The organism is Streptomyces sp. NPDC016677 (assembly GCF_055562815.1).
Genome location: NZ_JBVHEO010000009.1, coordinates 204,906 through 222,165 on the forward strand (window position 1 = coordinate 204,906; position 17,260 = coordinate 222,165).

The following is a 17,260-nucleotide window of genomic DNA, read 5'->3' on the forward strand; positions in this document are numbered from 1 at the left end:
TCCCCCACGGAGGAACCGTGACCACCACGCTCGCCGGCGGACGTGCCGCCCGCCGCCAGACGATGCGCCGCATCCGTCCGCGCCGTTCCCCGGCCGTCCCCCTGCTGCTCGCCGTGTGGGCGGGCGCGGCGGGCGTGTTGTGGCTGTGGTGGCGCAACACGCCCGCCATCTCCGACGGCACCGCCCGGGTCCTGGGCGCGGGCCGCATCACCGGGCTGCTCGCCGGCTACCTGATGGCGCTGGTCGTCCTCCAGATGGCCCGGGTGCCCGCCCTGGAGCGGCGGGTGGGCTCGGACCGGGTGGCCCGCTGGCACGCCATGACCGGCCGCTACACGCTCTGCCTGGTCCTCGCGCACGTCTTCCTGGTCATGTGGGGGTACGCGCTCCAGTCCGGACGGGGCCTGGGCGGCCTGGCCGCGCAGACGGTGGAGTCGGTGACCGGCCTCCCGGACCTCGGCAAGGCCACGGTCGGCACCGGTCTGCTCCTGCTGATCGGCCTGCTCTCGGCCGGCCCGGTGCGCCGCCGCGTCCCCTACGACTTCTGGTACCACGTCCACCTGCTGACGTACGCGGCGGTGTTCCTGACCTTCTGGCACCAGCTGACCGCCGGGAACGACTTCGTCGTGGAGCCCGTCGCGCGGACCGTCTGGTACGCCCTGTACGGGTCGGTGACGGCGCTGGTGGTCTGGTACCGGATCGTCACGCCGCTCAGGCTGAACCTGCGGCACCGGATGCGGGTCGAGGCGGTCGTCGAGGAGACGCCCGGCATCGTGTCGGTGCTGATCGGCGGGCGGAAGCTGCACCGGATGGGGGCGGAGGCGGGCCAGTTCTTCCGGTGGCGGTTCATGGCGCCCGGCATGCGGTTCAGCTCCCACCCGTACTCGCTGTCGGCGGCGCCCCGCCCGGAGATGCTGCGGATCACGGTGAAGGCGATCGGCGACCACAGCGCCCGGCTGCGGGAGCTGGCGCCGGGCACCCGGGTGTGGGCGGAGGGGCCCTACGGGGCGCTGACCGCCCAGCGTCGCAGCCGAGGCAAGGTGCTGCTGGTGGCGGGCGGGGTCGGGATCACGCCGATGCGGGCGCTGTTCGAGACGCTGCCCGGCTCGTCCGGTGACATCACGCTGCTCTACCGGGCCAACAGCACCCAGGACCTCGCGCTGTGGGACGAACTGGCCGCGATCGCCGACGCGCGCGGCGCCCGCCTGATGTACGCGGTGAACGGCCCCGACGGGGTGCGGCCGGACATCTCCGCGGAGTCGCTGGCCCGCAAGATCCCGGACGTGGCCGGTCACGACGTCTTCCTGTGCGGGCCGCCCGGTTTCGCGCGGTCGGTCTACGAGGCACTGCGCGGCGCCGGGGTCCCGGCCCGCCGTATCCATCACGAGTCGTTCGCGATGTGAGCGCACGTCACGAGCCGAAGGAGAGCGCGCGAGATGAGGAAGACCCACCCCGTACGGCGTGCCGTGCTCGCGGGCGCCGCGACGGTGACCGGCGTCGTGCTGCTGCTGTCGCTGAAACCGGCGTCCGACCCGGCCGCCCCCGCCGCCGCCCAGTCTCCGCGGGGAACAGCACAGGGATCAGCGCAAGGGTCGGCACAGGGGTCGGCACAGGGCGGTGGCCGGGACACCACCGCCGGCACGGTCCTCGGCGACGCGGTCCGTACCCAGTACGGCCCCGTCCAGGTCCGCCTGACCCTCACCGACGGCAGGATCACCGAAGTGGAGGCCGTCCAGGCTCCCGAAGGCGGACGCAGCAGCCAGGTCACCGCCGACGCCGTCCCCCGACTCGACCGGGCCGCCCTCACCACCGGTACCGCCGACATCGACACCGTCACCGGAGCCACCTACACCAGCGCCGGATACAAACAGTCCCTCCAGTCCGCCCTGGACAAGGCCGGTGGCTGAACCCAGCGGGGGTCCCGGCGCGGTGCGTCACGCGGAGGAGGCGATGGGCACCGTCTTCTCCTTCGACGTCCGCGGCGGGGAACCGGCCGCCGTACGGGCGGCCCTCCGGGAGGCGGTCGCCGGGCTGCACCGGGCCGACGAGGTGTTCAGCACCTACCGCGGCGACAGCCAGATCTCCCGGCTGGCCCGGGGCGAGCTGACCACCGGGGAGTGCGCGCCCGAGGTCGCCCGGGTGCTGGAGCTGGCGGCCGAGGCGGAACGGGTGAGCGAGGGCTGGTTCAGCACGTCGTACGAGGGCCGGCTCGACCCCACCGGGATCGTGAAGGGGTGGGCGGTGGAGCGGGCCGCGCGGCGGATCGCGGCGGCCGGGCCGGACGGCGTCAGCGTCAACGGGGGCGGGGACGTGCAGTTGCTCGGCGCGCCGGGGGCCGACCGGCCGTGGCGGGTCGGCGTGTCGGACCCGCTGCGTCCGGGGACGCTGGCGGCCGTCCTGTCCGCCGCCGGGGCGACGGAACTGGCCGTCGCCACCTCCGGCTCCGCCGAGCGCGGCGCCCATGTCGTCGACCCGCGCACGGGCCGCTCCGCCGTCACCGACCTCGTCTCGGTCACGGTGGTGGCCGACAGCCTGACCTGGGCGGACTGCTGGGCGACGGCGGCCTTCGCGATGGGGTCGAGGCAGGGGCTGCGGTGGCTGGAGTCCCTGGAGGGCGTGGAGGCCATCCTGATCACGGCGGGCGACGAGGTGAGATGCACGGACGGCCTCGCCTCCCGGCTCGGGTGAGCGGAGGTACGTCCCGGCAACGAACCCTCAATGCCCGTTCTGCGCCAACCGCAGCAGATGATCCGCCAGCGCCTGACCACCCGTGGGATTCCGGCTGATCAGCATCACCGTGTCGTCCCCGGCGATCGTCCCGAGGATGTCGTGCAGTTCCGCCTGGTCGATGGCCGAGGCGAGGAACTGCGCCGCCCCCGGAGGAGTGCGCAGGACCACGAGGTTGGCGGACGCCTCCGCGGAGATCAGCAGCTCCGCGGAGAGCCGCCGCATCCGCTCCTCCTTCGCCGACCCGCCCAGCGGCGCCCGGGGCGTGCGGAAACCGCCCTCGCTGGGCACCGCGTAGATCAGGTCGCCGTCGGTGTTGCGGATCTTGACCGCGTTCAGCTCGTCCAGGTCCCGGGAGAGCGTCGCCTGGGTGACGGTCAGCCCGTCGTCGGCGAGCAGCTTCGCGAGCTGGCTCTGCGACCGCACCGGCTGCCGGTTGAGGATGTCCACGATCCGGCGGTGGCGGGCGGTGCGGGTCTGCGGCACGGCGGGCCCCGCGGCCCCCGCGCTCTCGTGGTCCTGCGCCTGGCTCATCGTCGTCTCATTCTCCGGATCGTGTGTCCCCGCCTGCCGCGTCCAGGATGCCGGGCAGCGCCCCGAGGAACGCGTCCACCGCGTCGTCGCCGAGGGTCAGCGGCGGCATGAGCCGTACGACATCGGGTGCGGGCGCGTTCACCAGGATTCCGGCGTCCTGAGCCGTCTGCTGCGCCTGCGGCGCGAGCGGCTCGGTGAGCACGATACCCAGGAGCAGGCCCGCGCCCCGGACATGGTCGACCAGCGGGTGGCCGAGCGCCTCGATGCCCTCGCGCAGCCGCTCGCTCTGCCGCTTGACGTTCTCCAGCAGCCCCTCGTCCGCGATGGTGTCCAGGACGGCGAGCCCGGCGGCGCAGGCGACCGGGTTGCCGCCGAAGGTGGTGCCGTGCTGGCCGGGCTGGAGCAGCTCCGCGGCCCGCCCGAAGGCGACCGTCGCGCCCAGCGGCAGCCCGCCGCCGAGGCCCTTGGCGAGGGTGACGACGTCGGGCAGGACGCCCTCGTGGGCCTGGTACTCGAACCAGTGCCCGGTGCGGCCGACGCCGGTCTGCACCTCGTCCAGGACCAGCAGCGCGCCCGTGGCCGCGGTGATCGCGCGGGCCGCCTTCAGATAGCCGGCGGGCGGCACGACCACGCCGTTCTCGCCCTGGATCGGCTCGATGATCACCAGGGCGGTGTCCTCGGTGACCGCGGCGGCCAGTGCCTGCGCGTCGCCGTACGGGACGTGGGTGACGTCGCCCGGCAGCGGCCGGAACGGCTCCTGCTTGCCGGGCTGGCCGGTGAGGGCCAGCGCGCCCATGGTGCGGCCGTGGAAGCCGCCCTCGGTGGCGACCATGTGCGACCGCCCGGTCAGCCGGCCGATCTTGAAGGCGCCCTCGTTGGCCTCCGCGCCGGAGTTGCAGAAGAAGACCTTGCCGTCCCGGCCGAAGCGCTGGAGCAGCCGCTCGGCGAGCGCGATGGGCGGCTCGGCCATGAACAGGTTGGAGACGTGGCCCAGCGACGCGATCTGCGTGCGGACGGCCTCGACGACCGCCGGGTGGGCGTGGCCGAGCGCGTTGACCGCGATGCCGCCGACGAAGTCCAGGTACTCCTTGCCGTCGGCGTCCCACACGCGCTCGCCGGCACCGCGCACCAGGGGCAGCCGCGGGGTGCCGTAGTTGTTCATGAGCGCGCCCTGCCACCGCTCGGTCAGCTCCTGGTTGGCGGTCACGACTGGTCCCCCTCGGTCTCGTCCGGCACGACCATCGTGCCGATGCCCTCGTCGGTGAAGATCTCCAGCAGGATCGAGTGCTGGACCCGGCCGTCGATGACGCGGGCGGTGGTGACGCCGTTGCGGACGGCGTGCAGACAGCCCTCCATCTTCGGCACCATGCCGCTGGACAGCTCGGGCAGCAGCTTCTCCAGCTGGGTGGCGGTGAGGCGGCTGATCACCTCGTCGCTGTTCGGCCAGTCCTCGTAGAGGCCCTCGACGTCGGTGAGGACCATGAGGGTCTCGGCACCCAGCGCCGCAGCGAGTGCCGCAGCAGCCGTATCAGCATTGACGTTGTAGACATGGTGATCGTCCTGGGAACGGGCGATCGACGAGACGACCGGGATACGGCCGTCGGCGAGCAGCGCCTCGATCGCGCCGGTGTCGATCTCGGTGATCTCACCGACCCGTCCGATGTCGATCAGCTCGCCGTCGATGCGGGGCCGGTGTTTGGTGGCGGTCATGGTGTGCGCGTCCTCGCCGGTGATGCCGACGGCGAGCGGGCCGTGCCGGTTGAGCAGCCCGACCAGTTCGCGCTGCACCTGCCCGGCCAGCACCATCCGTACGACGTCCATGGCGTCCTCGGTGGTGACGCGCAGGCCCGCCTTGAACTCGCTGACGATGCCGTGCCGGTCGAGGGCGGCGCTGATCTGCGGGCCGCCGCCGTGCACGACGACGGGCCTGAGGCCGGCGTGCCGCAGGAAGACGACGTCCTGCGCGAAGGCGGACTTCAGCTCCTCGTTCACCATGGCGTTGCCGCCGAACTTGATGACGACCGTCTTGCCGGCGTGCCGCACCAGCCAGGGCAGCGCCTCGACGAGGATCCGGGCCTTGGGGAGCGCGGTGTGCTTCCGCGTGGGGCTGCTCATGAGGAGTACGCGCTGTTCTCGTGGACGTAGTCGGCGGTGAGGTCGTTGGTCCAGATGGTGGCCGTGGCGTCACCGGCCGCCAGGTCGGCGACGATGTGGACCTCGCGGTAGCGCATGTCGACCTTGTCGCGGTCCTCGCCGACACCGCCGTTCTTGCACACCCACACGCCGTTGATGGCGACGTTCAGCGCGTCGGGCTCGAAGGCCGCCCTGGTGGTGCCGATGGCGGACAGGACGCGGCCCCAGTTGGGGTCCTCGCCGTGGATGGCGCACTTGAGGAGGTTGTTGCGGGCGATGGAGCGGCCCACCTCGACGGCGTCGTCCTCGGTCGCGGCGTTCACGACCTCGACCTTGATGTCCTTGCTGGCGCCCTCGGCGTCCCGGATGAGCTGCTGCCCGAGGTCGTCGCAGACGGTGCGTACGGCCTCGGCGAAGGCGGCGTGCCCGGGGGTGACCCCGCTGGCTCCGGAGGCGAGCAGCAGCACGGCGTCGTTGGTGGACATGCAGCCGTCGGAGTCGACCCGGTCGAAGGTGACCTTGGTGGCGGCGCGCAGTGCCTGGTCCAGGGCCTCGGCTTCCAGGTCGGCGTCAGTGGTGAGGACGACGAGCATGGTGGCCAGGCCCGGGGCGAGCATGCCGGCGCCCTTGGCCATGCCGCCGACGCTCCAGCCGTCGCGCGTCACGACCGACGTCTTGTGGACGGTGTCGGTGGTCTTGATGGCGATGGCGGCCTTCTCACCGCCGTGCTCGGACAGCTTGGCCGCCGCGGTCTCGACACCGGCGAGCAGCTTGTCCATCGGGAGCAGGACGCCGATCAGGCCGGTCGAGCAGACGGCGACCTCGCCCGCGCCGATGTCCCCGAGCACCTCGGCCACCTTCTCGGCGGTGGCGTGGGTGTCCTGGAAGCCCTTGGGTCCCGTGCAGGCGTTGGCGCCGCCGGAGTTGAGGACGACGGCGCTCACCTGCCCGCCCTTGAGCACCTGCTCGGACCAGAGGACCGGGGCGGCCTTGACGCGGTTGGAGGTGAAGACGCCCGCGGCGGCGCGGCGGGGGCCGGTGTTGACCACGAGGGCCAGGTCGGGGTTGCCGTTCTCCTTGATCCCGGCGGCGATGCCCGCCGCCGTGAATCCCTTGGCTGCCGTCACACTCACTGCGTCTCCTTGTTCGCTTCTCCGCCCGTGCGGCGCAGAGGTGCGGCTTTCGTCGTCTGCGGCCCGGCGGCTGCACGTGCGTCGCTCACGGCGCGACTCCGATCGTCGTCAGTCCCGTGGTCTCGTCGAGACCCAGGGCGAGGTTCATGCTCTGGACGGCACCGCCCGCGGTGCCCTTGGCCAGGTTGTCGATGGCGCTGATGGCGATGATGCGGCCGGCGGCGGTGTCGTACGCGACCTGGATCTGAACGGCGTTGGAACCGTGGACGGACGCGGTCGCGGGCCACTGGCCCTCGGGCAGCAGGTGGACGAAGGGCTCGTCGGCGTACGCCTTGGCGTAGGCGGCGCGCACCGACTCCGCGCTCACCCCGGGCTTCGCCTTCGCGCTGCACGTGGCGAGGATGCCGCGGGGCATCGGCGCGAGGGTCGGCGTGAAGGAGACCGAGACCCGCTCGCCGGCCGCGGCGGAGAGGTTCTGGATCATCTCGGGCGTGTGGCGGTGGACGCCGCCGACGCCGTACGGGGACATCGACCCCATGACCTCGCTGCCCAGCAGGTGCGGCTTGGGCGCCTTGCCCGCGCCGGAGGTGCCGGAGGAGGCGACGATCACGGCCTCGGGCTCGGCGAGCGCGGCCGTGTACGCCGGGAACAGCGCCAGGGAGACGGCGGTCGGGTAGCAGCCGGGGACCGCGACCCGCTTGGACCCGGTGAGCCGGGCGCGGGCACCGGGCAGCTCGGGCAGGCCGTAGGGCCAGGTCCCGGCGTGCGGGGACCCGTAGTACGCCTCCCAGTCACCGGCGTCCGCCAGCCGGAAGTCGGCGCCCATGTCGACGACGAGCACGTCGGGGCCGAGCTGCTCGGCGACGGCGGCGGACTGCCCGTGCGGCAGCGCGAGGAAGACGACGTCGTGCCCGGCGAGGACCTCGGGGGCGGTCGGTTCCAGGACCCGGTCGGCCAGCGGCAGCAGGTGCGGCTGGAGCGCGCCGAGGCGCTGCCCGGCGTTGGAGTTGCCGGTCAGGGCGCCGATCTCGATCTCGGGATGGGCCAGGAGCAGACGCAGCAGCTCTCCGCCCGCGTATCCGCTCGCTCCGGCCACCGCCGCACGTACCACCATGGATTACCCTCCTCCTGATGGCATGACTATACGTTTCCCTGCACGTTTATGCAATGTGCCCTCAGGATCCCAGGGCCAGCAGGGCTGCGGTCATCAGCAGCGGCGGGAAGAGCAGGGTGACGAGGTGCCCGAGCAGGGTCCGGGCCATGCCCAGCACCGCGAACAGCACCAGCCCGCCCAGCAGCCAGCAGCAGAAGACCCGCAGGGCCGGCCCTTCGGCGGCGTTCTCCTGCTCTCCGGTGGCGGGAGCGGTGAGCACGCCGATGGCCAGCAGGAAGAGCAGAAAGCTCAGCAGGACGTTCGCCGCACCGACGACGGGTGCGACCGGCCGGTCGGCCCGTCGCACCCGTCTCCACAGCCGTATGACACTCATGGGCAGGGCAGCCTAGCCCCGCGTGATCATGACCGCTGCTTGATCCGCAGGAAGGTGACCGAGTTCGCCGGGAAGGTGTACGTGAACTCCGCCGCCACCCCCGAGAAGGTCGACGTCACCGGCGTGACCGGAGTGTCCGTCTCGGTGTTCACCGCGTCCTGGTCGGCGGCCAGGGTGGTGACCCGGGCCCGGGAAGCGACCTTCGCGCCGCCGAGGTCGACCGCCGTGCGGGCCGCCGCGTCCTGGGCGTTGACGACCTTGACGATCAGGTCGCCGGTCCGCTCGTCCTCGGTGACGACCTGCCGGAACGGCTCGGCCGGCTTGTCGTCGGTGAAGGAACCCCACTCCTGGCCGTCGAGGAAGAGGGTGACCTGGCGGCCCCGGACCTTGATGTCGATGTCGTACGCGCGGCCCGTCTCGACCGACCCCGCCTTGGACAGCAGCGTGGACTTGCCGCCGTCGACGGCCTGCTCGACGGCGGACTGGGTGTTGTTCCAGCCACCCAGGTTCCACCAGTAGTAGTTGCCGGTGTCCTTGACGCCGAAGGCGACGAGGAAGCCCTCCTTGCCGGACTTCTTGGTGGCCTTCACGTGCAGGTCGTAGTTCTGCCAGGCCGGGTCGCCCGCGGTGACCAGGGTGTTCTCGGCGGCCTCGTCCGTCTGCACGTACTGCCCGTCCTGGACGCTCCAGCTGCCGGTGCCGCCCCGGGTCCACCGCGACGCGTCACCCGAGAAGTCGTCGCTCAGCAGCTCCGTCCCGTCGGCCGACGTCACCCGCACGTCGTCGTAGGCGGCGCTGGTCGCCCACGTCGACAGGCCGACGGCGCCGGTGATCGGGCCGCTGACGTCCGGGGTCGTGGTGGCCGTCGAGGGGACGACACGGTCGCCGGTGTTGTTCATGAACAGCTTCTGGACCTCGTAGTTCGTCGAGTTCCAGGAGGCCCGGTTGTTGAACCAGATCATGTCCGGGCTCCACTGCACATAGTCCTCGTTGGCGAGCAACGGGGCGTAGGAGGCGAGTTTCACGATGTCCGCGTTGCGCTCCAGGCCGGTCATGTAGGCGGCCTCGGAGAGGGCGTTCTCCCAGGCGTTGCCCTGGGAGGCGTACTCGCCGAGGAAGACGGCGGGGCCGTTCCTGTCGTAGCCGTCGTAGCGGTCGTTGTTCTGGAGGAACCACCGCGGGCTGTTGTAGTAGTGCTCGTCGACCATGTCGACACCGGCCTCGCGGTTGAGTTTCCAGGCGGTGTCGAAGGTGGTGCCGGAGTCGTCCGGGCCGGAGTTGGAGATGACGGTGATGTCCGGGTACTCCGCCTCGACGGCGGCGCGGAAGCGCTGGAAGTTGGCAAAGAACCGCTCGGGCAGGTTCTCCTCGTTGCCGACCGCGAGGTGGGTGAGGCCGAAGGGCCTGGGGTGGCCCATCTCGGCGCGGACCTCGCCCCATCGCGAGGTCGCCGGGCCGTTGGCGAACTCGATGAGGTCCAGGGTGTCCTGGATGTGCCGCTCCAGCAGCGCCTCGTCGTCGGTGGCCTTGTTCTGGCCGCAGCCGGTCACCAGCGCGGGGACGACGGGCAGGGGCATGGCGCCGATGTCCTCGGCGAAGCGGAAGTACTCGTAGTAGCCGAGGCCGTAACTCTGGTTGTAGCCCCAGAAGTTGGCGTTGGTGGCGCGCTCCTCGACCGGGCCGACGGTGTCCTTCCACTGGTAGGCGCGCTTGCGCTGGTAGCCGCTGGCCTCGCTGTAGTCCTCCATGGAGCCGGTGTTGACCAGGCAGCCGCCGGGGAAGCGCACGAAGCCGGGGTTCAGGGCCTCGATCTTCTCGGCGAGGTCCTTGCGCAGGCCGTTGTCCTGCCGCTTGTAGGTGTCGCGGGGGAAGAGGGACACCATGTCGAGGGCGGCGGCGGAGGTGGTCGCGACGGCCAGCCGGCCCCGGTTGCTGGTGCGGGTGGCGGTGAAGGTGGCGGTGTACTTGCGCCAGCCGCCCTGCGCGGCGACCTGGCGGGCGCCGGCGAGGGTGCCCGCCGCGTCCTTGAGGCCGACGGTGAGGGTGGTGCCGGACTCGGCGCGGGCCCACACCGAGAAGTCGTACTTCTTGCCCTGCTCGACGCGGATGCCGGTGTTGTAACCGGCGTTGCTGACGGACGAACCGGCGCCCAGCTTCAGGTAGTTGCGGTTGCGCTCGTTGAGCCGCCCGGCGTCGTCCACGACCTCGGCGGCGCCGTCGGCCGCCCAGGAGGTGAGCGGGGTGTACGCGGCGTTGTCGGCGGTGGAGTACTCGAAGGATCGGTTCTGCACCAGTTCGGCGTAGAGGCCGCCGTCGGCCGCGCGGTTGATGTCCTCGAAGAAGACGCCGTACATCGTGGAGTCGATGGCCGCGCCCGCGGCGGCCGGGTCGACGGTGATCGCGTAGTCGGTGACCGCCTCGGCGTGCGCGGGGACGGGGATCAGGGCGGTGGCGGTCAGGAGGGCCGTCGCGGTCAGACCGAGTCTGAGACGGCTGCGGTGCCTGCGTGACATGGATACTCCGCGGCTCTGGCTGGACCGGATCCAGCCGTGTTCGAAATATCGGATGTTGATCAGCACTTCGAACGGCAAGATAGGGAGGTGACCGGGCAGCGTCAATGGGTCGCGCAACGACGGGCGGGACGGAGGAGGATTTCGGTGGACGAGTTCTGGCCGGTACCCGATGTACTGGCCCACCTGGCCGGGGAGTGGCGGGTGGAGCGGTCGGTGCGGGATCTCGCGGGCGGCGACGAGGGGCGGTTCGAGGGCACGACGGTGTTCCGGCCGCTGGCGGACGGCGGTGGCCTGCTGCACCTGGAGTCGGGCGCGTTCACCTGGCAGGGCGTGACCCGGCCGGCCGAGCGGACGCTGCGCTTCCTGCCGGGCTCCGCGCCCGGCACGGCGGACGTGCGCTTCGCCGACGGCCGCCCCTTCCACGACCTGGACCTGACCACGGGCCGGTACGTGGCCGACCATCCCTGCGCGGCCGACCTGTACCGCGGCGAGTTCACCGTCCGGGACCGGGACCGCTGGCGGACGGTGTGGCGGGTGGCCGGCCCGGCGAAGGACCTGCTGCTGACGACGGAGTACGTACGACAGGCCCTGCGGAACGCCTAGGGCCCGCCCCCGAACCGCACCACCCACCGCCCCGCGCCCCCGGTGAGAACGGCCGTCGCCAGCGGGTGGACGTCGATGTTCCAGTACGCCGCGGGCGGCGCGCCCAGGGCGTACACCAGGGCGGCGCGGATCACGGAGGGCTCGGCCACCGCGACGACGCGGTCGCCGTCCTGCGCGGGCCGGGTGTCGAGCCAGCCGCCGACCCGGCCGATGAAGCCGAGCAGCGACTCCCCGCCGTGCGGGGTGGCCCGGGCGTCGGTGAACCAGGCGTCCACCGCCTGTGGTTCCCGGGCCATCGCCTCGCCCGGGGTCAGCCCGCGCCAGCGGCCCATGTCGCAGTCGCGCAGGGCGAGTTGGACGAGCGGGGTGTAGCCGAGTCCGTCGCCGGTGGCCCGGCTGCGGGGCGTCGGGGAGCAGTAGCGCAGCTCGGCCGCCGCGAGCGGCAGCAGCCCCGGGGCGGCGCGCTGGACCTGCTCCCAGCCCTCCCGGTCCAGCGGCCTGTCGTCCTCGAACCGCTCCGCGCGCAGGGGTGAGCCGCGGGCGGCCGCGACGAACGTGACGCGAAGCGGCATGCGCCGATCGTCGGCCCGGGCCGTACACGGGTCAAGAGGTGTCACCTGAGGTCACCGAAGGTGACCGGGGCTCATTGGCCGAAGGCGAACAGCATCCACTCCTCGGGCCTGTCCAGCGGCGTGAACCCGAGCCGCGCGTACACGCCGTGCGCGTCCCGCGTGGCGAGGACGATCCGCCGCAGCCCGTACGGCCGCAGGTGCTCGCGCACGGCCGCCGCCATCGCCGTGCCGATCCCCTTGCCGCGTACCGACGGATCGACGTACACGTCGCACAGGTACGCGAAGGTCGCCCGGTCGGTGACCACCCGGGCGTACGCCACCTGCTCGCCGGACATCGCGTCGTAGACGCCGAAGTTGAGCGATCCGGCGACCGCGCGGTCGTGCTTGTCGCGGGGGCGGCCGGTCGCCCAGTACGCGTCGGTGGACAGCCAGCGGTGCACGCGGTCGGCGTCGAGGCGGGCGGGGTCGGTGGAGATCTCGTAGCCCTCGGGGAGGGGCGGGGTGCCGGTCATGCGGGGAGGCTCGCAGGTCAGGTCCCCGGACGTCGAGGGGTTATCGGCCGGGCACACCGTCCGGTGATCCGCCGGGCACCTCGTCCAGCGCCGCCCGCAGCCGCCGAACCCCCTCGGTGATCTCCCCCGGGCCCGCCACCGCCGCGAAGCTCAGCCGCAGGTGCCCGGCGGGCGGCTCGGCGCTGAAGTAGGGGCGGCCGGGGGTGAGCGCGACGCCCGCGCGCAGGGCGGCGGCGGTCAGCGCGGCCTCCGGGACGCCGTCGGGCAGCCGCAGCCAGAGGTGGTAGCCGCCCGACGGGACGTGCGGGAGGGCGAGTTCGGGCAGACGCAGCCGCAGCGCGGCGGTCATCGTGTCCCGGCGGGTGCGCAACCGCGCCGAGACCGCCCGCAGATGGCGTGGCCAGGCGGGTGAGCCGACGAGTTCGAGGGCGGCCTCCTGGAGCGGGCGCGGTACGAAGAAGCTGTCGACGACCTGGATGGCCAGCAGCCGCTGGAGCACCGGGCCGCGCGCGGCCAGCGCGCTCACCCGGAAGCTGGGCGAGGCCGCCTTGGTCAGCGAGCAGACGTGGACGACCACGCCGTCCGGGTCGTCGGCGGCCAGCGGCGGCGGCAGCGGCCCGGCGTCCTCGTGCACCAGGCGCCGTACGAAGTCGTCCTCGATCACGAACGCGCCCGCCTCCCGGGCGATGCGCAGCACCTCGCCGCGCCGGCCGGCGGAGAGCACCGCGCCGGTCGGGTTCTGGAACAGGGGCTGGCAGACGAAGACGCGGGCGCCGCTGGCCCGGAAGGCGTCGGCGAGCAGGGCCGGGCGGACCCCGTCGGCGTCCACCGGGACCGGGACCGGGCGCAGTCCCGAGGAGCGGGCGACGGCCAGCATGCCGGGGTACGTCGGCGACTCGACGAGGACCGGCGCCCCCGGCGGGGCGAGCGCGCGCAGCGCCGTGGTCAGCCCGGACTGGCCGCCGGCGGTGACCAGGACCTCGGCGGCCGTGACGGTTCCGCCGGGTCCGCCGATGGCGCGCGCGAACCACTCGCGCAGCTCCCACAGCCCCTCCATCGGCGGCCGGCTCCACGCGCCGGGCCGCCGGCCGGCCCGGGACAGGGCGGCGGCCAGCGCCCGTTCCGGCTGGAGCGAGGGGTGCAGATAGCCCCCGTTGAACTCGATGACACCCGGCGGCGGCGCGGCGAGCGACGCGAGCACGCCCGAGGCGTCCACCGAGCGCGGTACGAGGTCGGTGGCGCCGTCCGCGCTGAGCGCGACCTCCTGCCAGGAGGTGTCCCCGGCGGCCGGGGCCGGGGCGTGCCGCTCGGCGCGGAAGGCGCCGGCGCCGGGCCGGGTGACCACCAGCCCCTCGGCGGCCAGCCTCGCCAGGGCCCGCGAGACGGTCACCGGGCTCACCCGGAACCGTTCGACGAGCGCCCGGCTCGACGGCAGCTTTCCACCTGGCGAGTAGCGGTTCAGCTCCTGCCGCAGCAGATTCGCCAGCTCGTCGACACTGCTACGCTCTTGCATGAGAGCACAGAGTAGCGCTACCAGTACGGCGGCGATAGCGGCCGGGGACCCGGCCAAGGTCTCCGCGGCGGCGGGCACCCTCCAGGCCGCGCTCGGCGTCGTCGCCTTCTCCCTCACCTTCCCCGCCACCGCCTGGGGCCTGGAGGGGTTCGGGACCTGGTCCCTGGTCGCCGTGCGCAGCGTCCTCGCGGCCGCGATCGCGGGGAGCTGTCTGCTGGGGCTGCGCGTACCGCTGCCGCACCGGCGGCACTGGGCGGGGCTGGCGGTCGTCGGCACGGGCGTCGTCCTCGGTTTCCCGCTCCTGACCACGCTGGCGCTGCGGACCTCGACCACCGCGCACGCCGCCGTCGTGGTCGGTCTGCTGCCGCTGACCACCGCGCTGCTGTCCGCCCTGCGCATGGGGACCCGCCCCTCGCGCACGTTCTGGGTCGCGGCGCTGGTGGGCGCGGCGGCGGTGGTCGCCTTCACCGTGCAGCAGAGCGGCGGGGCGCTGACGGCGGCCGACGCGTATCTGTTCGCGGCCCTGCTGGTGTGCGCGGCCGGGTACACCGAGGGCGGCCGGCTGGCCCGGGTCATGCCGGGCTGGCAGGTGATCGGCTGGGCGCTGGTGCTGTGCCTGCCGCTGACGGTGCCCGCGACGGCGGTGGCGCTGTCCCTGGAGCCCGTGCAGCTGACCGCGCACAGTGTGACCGGGCTGCTGTGGGTCGCGGTGGGCTCGCAGTTCCTCGGTCTGGTCGTCTGGTACCGGGGCATGGCCGCCATCGGCATCCCCAAGGCCAGCCAGTTGCAGCTGGCGCAGCCGCTGCTGACCCTGGTGTGGTCGGTGCTGCTGCTGGGCGAGCACCTGCCGGTGGCCGCGCCGGTCACGGCCGTGGCGGTGCTGGTGTGCATCGCCGTCACCCAGCGGGCGCGGGGCTGACCGGGTCTCCACCCGGAGCGCATCGCCGTAGACTCGACAGCACGGACCGCTGCCCCGCGACGGTGAGGAGGCCGCGCCCATGCGTGCGAACGTCGGTGACCAGCTTGTCCAGCACGGCAGGGTGGTCGGACAGCAGGACAAGAAGGCCGAGATCGTCGAGGTGCTGGGCCGGGCGGGCACGCCCCCGTACCGCGTCCGTTTCGAGGACGGGCACGAGGCCGTGTGCTCACCCGGCCCGGACACCGAGATCCGGCACCGGGAGACCCAGCTGTAGGAGCGATCAGCGGGTGGCGCGCGCCGGCTGCCCGTAGTGGTCGGCGGCCACCCGCGACATCGCCCCGATGGGGTCGGCGGCCACGTCCCGCGCGCCGAAGAAGACGTGCCCGCGCACCTGCGGGTGGTCCTTGCCCAGCGTCAGGTGCCGGGACAGTTCGCCCGGCTTCTGCCAGGCCGCGGGCTGCGCCTTGTCGCCGGCCTTGTAGAGCGCCTCGCCGATGTACAGCTCGGTGCGGCTGCCCGCGGCCGTCGCGGACCACCAGGACAGCAGCTCGGCGTAGTCGGCGGCGGCCATGCCGATGTGCCAGTACAGCTGCGGCACGATGTAGTCGATCCAGCCCTCCCGCACCCATGTACGGGTGTCCGCGTACAGGTCGTCGTAGGTCTGGACGCCGCCCTGTGTGCGCGAGCCGCGGGGGTCGGTGGTGGAGTTGCGCCACACGCCGAAGGGGCTGACGCCGAACCGCGCGGCGGGGCGGACCTTCTTGACCCGGGCCGCCGTCTCCCGCACCAGCCGGTCGATGTTGTCCCGCCGCCACGCGGCCTTCGACTCGAAACCCCCGCCGAAGGCGGCGTAGGTCTTCGCGTCGCCGAAGCTCTGTCCGGCCACCGGATACGGGTAGAAGTAGTCGTCGAAGTGGACGCCGTCCACGTCGTACCGGCCCACCGCGTCGAACATCGCGTCCTGCACGAAGGCGCGCACCTCGGGCAGCCCCGGGTTGTAGTACAGCTTGCCGCCGTACGGCACCACCCAGCCGGGGTGCTTGCGGGCGGGGTGGGAGGCGGCCAGCCTGGACCGGTCGGTGTGGTTGGCTACCCGGTAGGGGTTGAACCAGGCGTGCAGTTCCAGGCCGCGCGCGTGCGCCTCGGCCACGGCCGTGCCCAGCGGGTCCCAGCCCGGGTCGCGGCCCTGGACGCCGGTCAGACACTCCGACCACGGCTCGTACGCGGAGGGCCACAGCGCGTCGGCGGCGGGCCGCACCTGGAAGAAGACCGTGTTCAGGCCGTACCTCACCGCGGTGTCGAGGTACTCGACCAGGTCCTCGCGCTGCTCGGCGCCGGACAGCCCCGGCCGGGACGGCCAGTCCCGGTTGGCGACGGTGGCCAGCCACATGCCCCGCATCGCGGTCGTACCGGCGGCCCCGCCGCCGGCCCCCGCGGCCCCCTCCGCCGTGCCGGTGCCCCGGCTGCCCGGTGCCGACGAGGCACGCGGCGCCATCGTGAGTGCGGACACCGCCGCCACCGCGAACGCCCGGCGTGACAGCCGGCGCACGGGAAGACTCATGAAAGACCCCAAAACGCTCCGGATCCGCTCGGTCACGGATCGTCCCAGGGGCACAGCATGCCCGACCCGGAGGACCGATCGACGTCACGGCGAGGGTAACGTGCACGATCGGAGCAGACGCCGGGACCCCCGGCGCGCTGCCGGTGCCGTAGGACAGCGAAAGGGACGATGTGACCGTCTTCTCGGGAGATATCGCGCGCGTCGGCGTGGTCGGCTGCGGTCAGATGGGTGCGGGCATCGCCGAGGTGTGCGCCCGCGCCGGTCTGGAGGTGATGGTCGCCGAGACCACCGGAGAGGCCCTGGAGATAGGCCGTACCCGGCTGTTCAACTCGCTGGCCAAGGCCGCCGAGCGCGGGAAGATCACCGAGGAGGAGCGGGAGGCCACGCAGGCCCGGCTCGGTTTCACCACCGACCTCGGCGAGTTCGCCGACCGTGACCTGGTGATCGAGGCCGTCGTCGAGAACGAGCAGGTCAAGACGGAGATCTTCCAGGTCCTCGACCAGGTCGTCACCCGCCCGGACGCGATCCTCGCCTCCAACACCTCCTCGATCCCGCTGGTCCGCCTCGCGGTCGCCACCTCGCGGCCCGACCACGTGATCGGCATCCACTTCTTCAACCCGGCCCCGGTGCAGCAGCTCGTCGAGCTGATCCCGGCGCTGACCACCTCCGAGGGCACGCTCAGCCGGGCCCAGCTGTTCACCGAGAAGGTACTCGGCAAGCACTCGATCCGGGCCCAGGACCGCTCCGGCTTCGTGGTCAACGCGCTGCTGATCCCGTACCTGCTCTCCGCGATCCGGATGTTCGAGTCGGGCATCGCCAGCCGCGAGGACATCGACAACGGCATGGAACTGGGCTGCGCCCACCCGATGGGCCCGCTGAAGCTGTCCGACCTGATCGGCCTGGACACCGTCGCCTCGGTGGCCTCGTCGATGTACGAGGAGTACAAGGAGCCGCTCTACGCCGCTCCCCCGCTGCTCCAGCGGATGGTCGACGCGGGGCGGCTGGGCCGCAAGAGCGGCTCGGGGTTCTACTCGTACGGCTGAGCGGGCACTCGCT

The 17,260-nt window shown here is 72.8% G+C and carries 18 protein-coding genes; 7 read left to right on the top strand and 11 right to left on the bottom strand.

The features are described 5' to 3' along the window. The first annotated feature begins 17 nt into the window (after positions 1-17). From ACZ3IG_RS24095 to ACZ3IG_RS24105, 3 genes are read left to right on the top strand one after another with little or no spacing between them, the layout of a single operon-like run. The gene (locus tag ACZ3IG_RS24095; protein ID WP_467434584.1) at positions 18-1,400 is read left to right on the top strand and encodes a ferredoxin reductase family protein; all 1,383 of its coding nucleotides are present in this window, start codon (positions 18-20) and stop codon (positions 1,398-1,400) included. 33 nt (positions 1,401-1,433) lie between these two features. After that, positions 1,434-1,904 (top strand): FMN-binding protein, encoded by a 471-nt coding sequence (locus ACZ3IG_RS24100; protein WP_467434585.1) that lies wholly within the window; start codon positions 1,434-1,436, stop codon positions 1,902-1,904. Positions 1,905-1,947: 43 nt separating this feature from the next. Further along, positions 1,948-2,685, top strand: a complete 738-nt coding sequence (locus ACZ3IG_RS24105; protein WP_467434667.1) for an FAD:protein FMN transferase — start codon at positions 1,948-1,950, stop codon at positions 2,683-2,685. Between the two features lie 27 nt (positions 2,686-2,712). On the opposite strand, the gene ACZ3IG_RS24110 is transcribed toward ACZ3IG_RS24105, so the two are convergent. From ACZ3IG_RS24110 to ACZ3IG_RS24140, 7 genes are all read right to left on the bottom strand, one after another. Beyond that, positions 2,713-3,258 (bottom strand): arginine repressor, encoded by a 546-nt coding sequence (locus ACZ3IG_RS24110; RefSeq protein ID WP_189418791.1) that lies wholly within the window; start codon positions 3,256-3,258, stop codon positions 2,713-2,715. A 7-nt stretch (positions 3,259-3,265) separates the two neighbouring features. Further along, positions 3,266-4,465 (bottom strand): acetylornithine transaminase, encoded by a 1,200-nt coding sequence (locus ACZ3IG_RS24115; protein ID WP_467434587.1) that lies wholly within the window; start codon positions 4,463-4,465, stop codon positions 3,266-3,268. Continuing rightward, entirely contained in the window at positions 4,462-5,373 is a 912-nt protein-coding gene (gene argB, locus ACZ3IG_RS24120) for an acetylglutamate kinase (RefSeq protein WP_467434588.1), read from the bottom strand. Before argB ends, ACZ3IG_RS24115 begins: the two co-directional genes overlap by 4 nt. Then, positions 5,370-6,524, bottom strand: a complete 1,155-nt coding sequence (argJ, locus tag ACZ3IG_RS24125; protein WP_467434590.1) for a bifunctional glutamate N-acetyltransferase/amino-acid acetyltransferase ArgJ — start codon at positions 6,522-6,524, stop codon at positions 5,370-5,372. Before argJ ends, argB begins: the two co-directional genes overlap by 4 nt. 85 nt (positions 6,525-6,609) lie before the next feature. Continuing rightward, positions 6,610-7,638, bottom strand: a complete 1,029-nt coding sequence (gene argC / locus ACZ3IG_RS24130; RefSeq protein ID WP_467434591.1) for an N-acetyl-gamma-glutamyl-phosphate reductase — start codon at positions 7,636-7,638, stop codon at positions 6,610-6,612. 61 nt (positions 7,639-7,699) lie between these two features. Further along, positions 7,700-8,011, bottom strand: a complete 312-nt coding sequence (locus ACZ3IG_RS24135; RefSeq protein WP_467434592.1) for a hypothetical protein — start codon at positions 8,009-8,011, stop codon at positions 7,700-7,702. A gap of 26 nt (positions 8,012-8,037) precedes the next feature. Then, positions 8,038-10,524: an alpha-L-arabinofuranosidase C-terminal domain-containing protein gene (locus tag ACZ3IG_RS24140; RefSeq protein ID WP_467434594.1), complete on the bottom strand. Its 2,487-nt coding sequence runs from the start codon at positions 10,522-10,524 to the stop codon at positions 8,038-8,040. Between the two features lie 144 nt (positions 10,525-10,668). On the opposite strand from ACZ3IG_RS24140, the gene ACZ3IG_RS24145 reads away from it, so the two are divergent. Further along, positions 10,669-11,127 (top strand): DUF6314 family protein, encoded by a 459-nt coding sequence (locus ACZ3IG_RS24145; RefSeq protein WP_467434595.1) that lies wholly within the window; start codon positions 10,669-10,671, stop codon positions 11,125-11,127. On the opposite strand, the gene ACZ3IG_RS24150 is transcribed toward ACZ3IG_RS24145, so the two are convergent. The 3 genes from ACZ3IG_RS24150 to ACZ3IG_RS24160 form a co-directional block, all read right to left on the bottom strand. Further along, entirely contained in the window at positions 11,124-11,699 is a 576-nt protein-coding gene (locus ACZ3IG_RS24150) for a histidine phosphatase family protein (protein WP_467434596.1), read from the bottom strand. The two genes, ACZ3IG_RS24145 and ACZ3IG_RS24150, sit on opposite strands and share 4 nt — an antisense overlap. 71 nt (positions 11,700-11,770) lie before the next feature. Beyond that, on the bottom strand, positions 11,771-12,211 hold the full coding sequence (locus ACZ3IG_RS24155) for a GNAT family N-acetyltransferase (protein ID WP_467434597.1): 441 nt from the start codon (positions 12,209-12,211) through the stop codon (positions 11,771-11,773). A 40-nt stretch (positions 12,212-12,251) separates the two neighbouring features. Next, the gene (locus ACZ3IG_RS24160; protein ID WP_467434599.1) at positions 12,252-13,724 is read right to left on the bottom strand and encodes an aminotransferase-like domain-containing protein; all 1,473 of its coding nucleotides are present in this window, start codon (positions 13,722-13,724) and stop codon (positions 12,252-12,254) included. On the opposite strand from ACZ3IG_RS24160, the gene ACZ3IG_RS24165 reads away from it, so the two are divergent. After that, positions 13,723-14,643: a DMT family transporter gene (locus tag ACZ3IG_RS24165; protein ID WP_467434600.1), complete on the top strand. Its 921-nt coding sequence runs from the start codon at positions 13,723-13,725 to the stop codon at positions 14,641-14,643. The genes ACZ3IG_RS24160 and ACZ3IG_RS24165 overlap by 2 nt on opposite strands. 79 nt (positions 14,644-14,722) lie before the next feature. Next, a complete protein-coding gene (locus ACZ3IG_RS24170; RefSeq protein WP_215169742.1) occupies positions 14,723-14,917 on the top strand; it encodes a DUF1918 domain-containing protein in 195 nt (64 codons plus the stop codon). A gap of 6 nt (positions 14,918-14,923) precedes the next feature. Here ACZ3IG_RS24170 and ACZ3IG_RS24175 read toward each other — a convergent pair whose 3' ends face one another. Next, a complete protein-coding gene (locus ACZ3IG_RS24175; RefSeq protein WP_467434668.1) occupies positions 14,924-16,192 on the bottom strand; it encodes a glycoside hydrolase family 10-like protein in 1,269 nt (422 codons plus the stop codon). Positions 16,193-16,374: 182 nt separating this feature from the next. On the opposite strand from ACZ3IG_RS24175, the gene ACZ3IG_RS24180 reads away from it, so the two are divergent. After that, positions 16,375-17,247 carry a 3-hydroxybutyryl-CoA dehydrogenase gene (locus ACZ3IG_RS24180; protein WP_467434602.1) on the top strand — a complete coding sequence of 291 codons (873 nt, stop codon included), beginning with the start codon at positions 16,375-16,377 and terminating at the stop codon, positions 17,245-17,247. Positions 17,248-17,260 lie beyond the last annotated feature (13 nt).